This is a genomic window from Flavobacterium araucananum, assembly GCF_002222055.1.
GTDB classification, from domain to species: domain Bacteria; phylum Bacteroidota; class Bacteroidia; order Flavobacteriales; family Flavobacteriaceae; genus Flavobacterium; species Flavobacterium araucananum.
Map to the genome: position 1 here is coordinate 1 of NZ_MUGS01000105.1, position 1,917 is coordinate 1,917.

Consider the following 1,917-nt stretch of genomic DNA (forward strand, 5'->3'; position numbering starts at 1 on the left):
ATGCAGGAGTTGTTAATACGCTGGATGCTTTGTACGATATTTATGATAATACAGTGATAAAAAAATCAACGGCGTATACAGCTTATGTTTTTGATGTGTTTGTTTCTGAGGTTTTTGCAAGTATTGTGCGAGGATTAGAGTTACATATTTTATCAAAAAGGATTAGAATGGATAGTATTTTATTGTCAGATTATTTTATAGCTAATGAAATCAATCTGGTATATGTACCACCGATTGTATTAAGTAGCTTACCTCAAAGAATATATCCGGATTTAGAAATTATTATATATGCGGGAGAGCCTTGTGATAAAAAAACTGCTAGTTTATATTCAGGAAAAATAAAACTCTTTAATTTTTATGGACCAACAGAAGCGTGTATCTATACGACATCTAAACAAATAGTCTTGGATGAAGTTGAACAAATAGGACGTGCTATTCCAAATGCAAAGGCTTATGTTCTTGATGTAAACAGTATACCAGTTCCAATTGGAGTAGTTGGCGAGCTTCATATAGGCGGTGCCGGATTGGCTCGTGGCTATTTAAACCTTTTGAATCTGACAGCGGAGCGTTTTATCGCTAATCCATTTGTTACGGAATCAGATAAGTCAAAGGGTTATGGCAGGTTGTATAAGACTGGAGATTTGGTACGTTGGTTAGTAGATGGCAGTTTAGAATATATCGGCCGCAATGATGACCAGGTAAAGATTCGTGGATATAGGATTGAGCTTGCCGAGATTGAGTATTCCTTATCACAAATTGCGGGTATTCAACAATCATGTGTATTGGCAAAAGAAAGAGACACCTCTAATGGCGTTATTAAATCTTTGGTTGCTTATTATGTATTGGATAAAAGCTATTTATCAGAAAATGATGCTGATATATTAAGCGGTTGGGAAAGCCTTTATGATTCTAATTATGAAAATAGTATTGAAGTAGGTCAAATAAAATCTGATTTTTTAGGTTGGAATAGTTATATTACTGGAAAACCAATTATTATATCTGAAATGGAACAATGGAGAGATGGTATAATAAATATTATAAAAAAATTAAACCTAGGTTGCGTTTTAGAAATCGGTGTTGGTTCAGGTTTATTGATGTATCCTTTATTAAGTGAGGTTGAAAAGTATGTTGGTTTAGATATATCACAAACAGTTATCAATCGACATATAAAATTTCTTAAGGATAAAAATTATAATACAACTCTATATCATTTAAAAGCTGATCAAATTGATCAATTACCCGAGGGGGATCTTTACAGTACTATAATTATTAATTCTGTTTGTCAGTACTTTCCAAGTATTAAATATTTTGATGATATACTTGAGAAATCTATTAATATACTTTCTGAAAAGGGTTCTATTTTTTTTGGCGATATTAGAAATTATGATTTGCAGAAGGAACTGATCAAAGAAAAATTTGATTATGAAGATATAAATTATACAAATCAAGATATTTTTAGAATTGCCTTAAAAGAAAATGAGTTATTAATTAGTCCAAACTATTTTATTAATTTAAAAAATAAATATAAAAATATAGAGGTTAATATTTTTGAAAGGGTTGGTGATTATGTCAATGAGTTAAGTAAGTATAGATACGATGTGGTTATTTCATTTAATGGTGAAAAAGATATGATCAATATTACTGATTTGAGTATTAAAAATTCAGTTAATAATTACAATATACCTTATCTAAATCAATTAAATAAAGATAGTATTCTGGATAAGCTGACACAAGTTTTACCAGAGTACATGATACCAGCCGCCTTGGTGTCCATGGAATCTTTTCCATTGACTATCAATGGAAAGTTGGATAAGCGTTCTTTGCCGGATCCTGATTTCAGTAGTGCTACAGAGGATTATACAGAGCCTAGAACGGATGCAGAGATTTTAATATGTGGTATCTGGAAAGAAGTCTTAG

Annotated in this window: 1 protein-coding gene; it reads left to right on the plus strand. The window is 31.2% G+C overall.

Annotated elements, in window-relative coordinates; translation table 11 throughout:
- A partial coding sequence (locus B0A64_RS24370; protein ID WP_123875960.1) for an AMP-binding protein occupies positions 1 to 1,917 on the plus strand: 1,917 nt, incomplete at both ends.